Annotated in this window: 2 protein-coding genes; both read right to left on the bottom strand. The window is 72.6% G+C overall.

Going from position 1 to position 4646, the window contains the following annotated elements:
- Nucleotides 1-2430 (bottom strand): condensation domain-containing protein (locus tag AB0O11_RS39045; RefSeq protein ID WP_363397313.1); only part of this gene is annotated, 2430 nt, incomplete at its 3' end.
- On the bottom strand, nucleotides 2430-4646 hold a 2217-nt coding region (locus AB0O11_RS39040; protein WP_363397310.1), incomplete at its 5' end, for an amino acid adenylation domain-containing protein. The genes AB0O11_RS39045 and AB0O11_RS39040, both read right to left, overlap by 1 nt.

The following is a 4646-nucleotide window of genomic DNA, read 5'->3' as shown; positions in this document are numbered from 1 at the left end:
GCGGGCGAGGCCGGAGCCGGCGATGTAGAGCTCGCCGGTGACGCCGGCCGGGACCGGCTGGAGGCCTGGATCAAGCACGTACGCACGAGTGTTGTGGATGGGGCGACCGATCGGCGGCGGCGAGTCGCCACAACCCAGCGGGCTGCTGAGGGTGGCGCAGACGGTGGTCTCGGTCGGCCCGTAGGCGTTGAGCAGCCGGTGCTCCGGCGCCCAGCGGGCGATGAGGTCGGCGCCGGGCGTCTCCCCTGCGAGGATGAGCACGCTGCCGGCCGGGATGGTGTCGGTCGGGAGCGCGCCGAGCAGCGCCGGCGGGATGGTCGCGTGCGTGATGCGGTGGGTGGCGAAGAGCTCGGCGATCCCCTCGGCCGAGCGCAGCTGCTCGGCGTGCGCGAGGACGAGGGCGGCCCCGGACAGCAGGGCCATGCAGAACTCGGAGAACGCGGCGTCGAAGCTGGGCGAGGCGAACTGCAGCACACGGGAGCTGGGAGTGACGGCGAAGGCGGCGATCTGGCCATCGGCCAGGTCGCGGACACCGGCGTGGGTGATCACGACCCCCTTGGGGCGGCCGGTGGAGCCGGAGGTGTAGATGACGTACGCGGGCTGGTCGGGCCTGGTGCCCAGGGCGAGGGCCCGGTCGGACTGGCCTGACAGGTCGGCGAGCGTCGCGGGGGCGTCGAGGACCAGGAGCTCGGAGCCGGCTGGCAGGGCCGTTGCCACCTCGCCCGTGGTGAGGGTCAGCAGCGGCGCGGCGTCCTGGAGCATGTAGGCGATGCGGTCGGCGGGGTACTCCGGGTCGACGGGCAGGTAGGCGGCTCCGGCCTTGAGGACGGCGAGTACCGCCACGACAAGCTCGACGGAGCGGGGGAGCGCGAGCGCGACGATGCGCTCGGGCCCGGCACCCCGGGCGACGAGCAGCCGGGCGAGTCGGTTGGCGCGGGCATCGAGCTGCGCGTACGTGAGCGTGGTGTCTCCGAAGACCAGCGCGTCGGCGTCCGGGGTCCGCAGGACCTGGGCCTCGAACAGCTCGGGCATGGCGACCGGCGTCGTCGTCCGCGCGGTGTCGTTCCAGTCGCCCAGGAGCTGCTGCCGCTCGGTGGCCCGGAGGAGGTCGATCCGGCCGATCGGGACGTCGGGGTCCGCGGCCACCGCCCGCAGGACGGCCCGCAGGCAGTCGGCGATCCGCTGCGCGGTCGGCGCGTCGAAGAGGTCGGTGGCGTACTCCACCATGCCGCCGATGCCGTTCGGCGTGCCGTCCTCGGTGAACAGTTCACCGATGTTGAACGAGAGGTCGAAGAGTGCCGCGTCCGAGTCGACGGCCACCGGGCTCAGCGTCAACCCGTTCAGTTCGCACGTGGAGCGGCCGGTGTTCTGCATCGCCAGCATCACCTGGAAGAGCGGGTGGCGAGCCAGCGAGCGGGTGGGGTTGAGGTGCTCGACCAGGGTCTCGAAGGGGACGTCCTGGTTGGCGTAGGCGGTGAGGTCGTGCTCCGCGGTCCGATCCAGTAGCGCGCGGAAAGTCGGGTTGCCGCTGGTGTCGGTGCGCAGGACGAGGGTGTTGACGAAGAACCCGACCAGATCGTCCAGTGCCTCATCGGTGCGGCCGGCGATGGCCGTGCCGATCGGGAGGTCGGTGCCCGCGCCGAGGCGGGTGAGGACGGTGGCGATGGCGGCTTGCACGGCCATGAACAGGCTGGCGTCGGTGCTGCGGGTCAGCCGGAGAAGCTCGCGGTGGGTGTCGGCGTCCAGACTGAACGGGACGGACGAGCCCTTGCGCCCGGCCCGGGCGGGCCTCGGCCGGTCGGTGGGGAGGTCAAGCTCGTCGGGGATGCCGTCGAGCGTGGTGCGCCAGTGGGTGAGCTGTTCGTTGAACAGGCTGTCGGGGTCGTCGGCTTCGCCGAGGAGCTCGCGCTGCCAGAGGGTGTAGTCGGTGTACTGGACCGGCAGAGGTTCCCAGTCGGGGGCCCGGCCGTCGGTGCGGGCGTTGTAGGCCTGGCCGAGGTCGCGCAGGAAGGGGGCCATGGACCAGCCGTCGGCGGCGATGTGGTGCAGCAGGACGAGGAGGACGTGGTCGTCCTCGGCGATGCTGAACAGGCGGGTGCGGAAGGGGATTTCGGTGGCCAGGTCGAAGACGTGGCGGCTGGCCTCGGCGAGCGCGGCGGTCAGGCCGGCCTCCGCGACGGTGCTGACGGTGAGTTCGGGCGCGGCGGTCTCCGCATCGAGGACGTGCTGGTGCGGTTCGCCGTCGGTTTCGGGGAAGACGGTGCGCAGGCTCTCGTGCCGCGCGACGACGTCGCCGAGCGCGGCCTGAAGGGCGTCGCGGTCCAGCGATCCGCTCATGCGCAGCGGCAACGGCATGTTGTAGTCGGCGCCGGCCCCCTCAAGGCGTCCGATGAGCCAGAGGCGGCGCTGGGCGTAGGACAGCGGAATCATCAGATCTCCTTCTTCGACCGCAGCGCCGGACGGAGTGCGGGGCGGCGCGACTTCTTCGCGCTGGACAAGTGCTCGGACAGGGCGGCGACGGTGGGCGCCTTGAAAAGGGTGCGGATGGGCATTTCGGCGCCGAGGGCGGTGCGGATGCGGCTGGCGAGGCGGGTGGCGAGGAGGGAGTGTCCGCCGAGGTCGAAGAAGCTGTCGTCGATGCTGATCTCGGTGAGGCCGAGGGTCTCGGTGAAGAGGCCGCAGAGGATCTCTTCCTGCGGTGAGCGCGGGCCGCGTCCCTGGTGGTCGGTGGGGTACTCGGGGGTGGGCAGGGCCTTGCGGTCGAGCTTGCCGTTCGAGGTGAGCGGCAGGGTCTCCAGCGTCGTGAATGTTGCGGGGATCATGTACTCCGGCAGCAGGTCCGCCAGGTGGGCGCGGAGTTGGGCCGGGTCCGGGGTGTGCCCGGTGGCGGGGACGGTGTAGGCGACGATGCGCTTGTCGCCGGGCCGGTCCTCGCGCACGATCACAGCGGCGCTCGCCACGGTCTGATGAGCAGTCAGTGACGCTTCGATCTCGCCGAGTTCGATGCGGAAGCCGCGAACCTTGACCTGGTGGTCGACCCGGCCGAGGTAGTGGAGCGTGCCGTCGTCCCGGCGGCGGGCGAGGTCGCCGGTGCGGTACATCCGGTCGCCGGGCGGGCCGAAGGGGTCGGCGAGGAAGCGTTCGGCGGTGAGGTCGACCCGGCCGAGGTAGCCGCGGGCCAGGCAGGCGCCGGCCACGTACAGTTCGCCGGTGACGCCGTCGGGCGCAGGCCGCAGGGAGCCGTCCAGGACGTAGGCGCGGGAGCCGCGCACCACCCGTCCGACCGGGGTGCCGTCGGGGCCCGGGGTCCAGGCGTAGGCGTCGACGGTGGTCTCGGTGGGGCCGTAGAGGTCGATCGGGTGCAGGCCGGGGGTGGCGGTGAGGCGCTGCCAGAGGGCGGGCGGGGTGGCTTCGCCGCCGATGGCGAGGACGGACGGGCGGTGTCGGCCTTCGTCCAGGATGCCTTCGGCGAGCAGGACTTCGAGGTAGGAGGGGGTGAGGTCGAGGTAGTCGATGCGCTCGCGGTGGAGGTGGGCGGCGAGTGCGGCCGGGTCGCGGTAGGTGGCGTCGTCGAGCAGGTGGAGTTCGTGACCGTGGACCATCCACAGCACCGGGTCCCAGGAGGCGTCGAAGGCGAAGGAGGCGCTGTGGGCGATGCGCAGCCGCTCGCGGCCGGTGCGGCGGAGGGCCGGGGCGATGTGGTCCTCGCCGTGGCCGGCGTGCAGGTTGGCGAGCGAGGCGTGGGTGACGACCACGCCCTTGGGGCGACCGGTGGAGCCCGAGGTGTGCAACACGTAGGCGGGGTCGTGTAGTCGGGGTGCGGGTGGTGCAGTGTCCAGTTCGCCGTCGGCGTCCTGCGGCCGTACGGTGGGCAGGCCGGGCGGCAGGTCGAGCGCGGCGAGGGCCTCGTCGGTGCCGACCGCGCAGACCGGGCGGACGTCGGCCAGCACGGAGGTGAGCCGCTGCCGGGGGTGGGCGAGGTCGAGGCTGACGCAGGCGCCGCCGGCCTTGAGGACGGCGAGCATCGCGACCAGGGTGTCCGCGCTGCGCGGCAGGGCGATGGCGACGGGGGCGCCGCCGCGCACGCCGAGGGCGGCCAGGCGGTGCGCGAGGCGGTTGGCGGCGGCGTCGATTTCGGCGAAGGTGAGCGAGGTCGAGCCACAGCGGACCGCGACGGCGTCCGGGGTGCGGGCGGCCTGGGCGGCGAACAGCTCGGGTACGGTCCGCTCGACTGGCGGCTCGGCGCGGCCCTCGGTGGCCCGGCGCAGGCCGTCCGCGTCCAGCAGGTCGATCCGGTTGATCGGCTGGTCGGGGTCGTTGGCGGCGGCTTCGAGGATCCGGGTGAGCTGTTCGGCGACGCGCTGGGCCGTCGGCGCGTCGAAGAGGTCGGTGGCGTACTCCACGGCGCCGCGCACCCCGCCGGACTCGCCGTTCGCCCCGGCCAGTTCGAGCAGGCTGAACGACAGGTCGAACTTGGCGACGCCGAGCGTGGTCAGCTCGGGTTGGACGGTGAGGTCGGCGAGTTCGAGGGTGGTGTGGGTGGTGTTGTTGAGGGTGAGCATGATCTGGAAGAGGGGGTGGCGGGCGAGGGAGCGGGTGGGGTTGAGGTGTTCGACCAGGGTTTCGAAGGGGATGTCCTGGTGGGT

Origin of the sequence: Kitasatospora sp. NPDC093102 (genome assembly GCF_040683915.1) — a bacterium.
GTDB lineage: Bacteria > Actinomycetota > Actinomycetes > Streptomycetales > Streptomycetaceae > Kitasatospora.
This window is presented reverse-complemented; position numbering and strand designations above follow the sequence as displayed.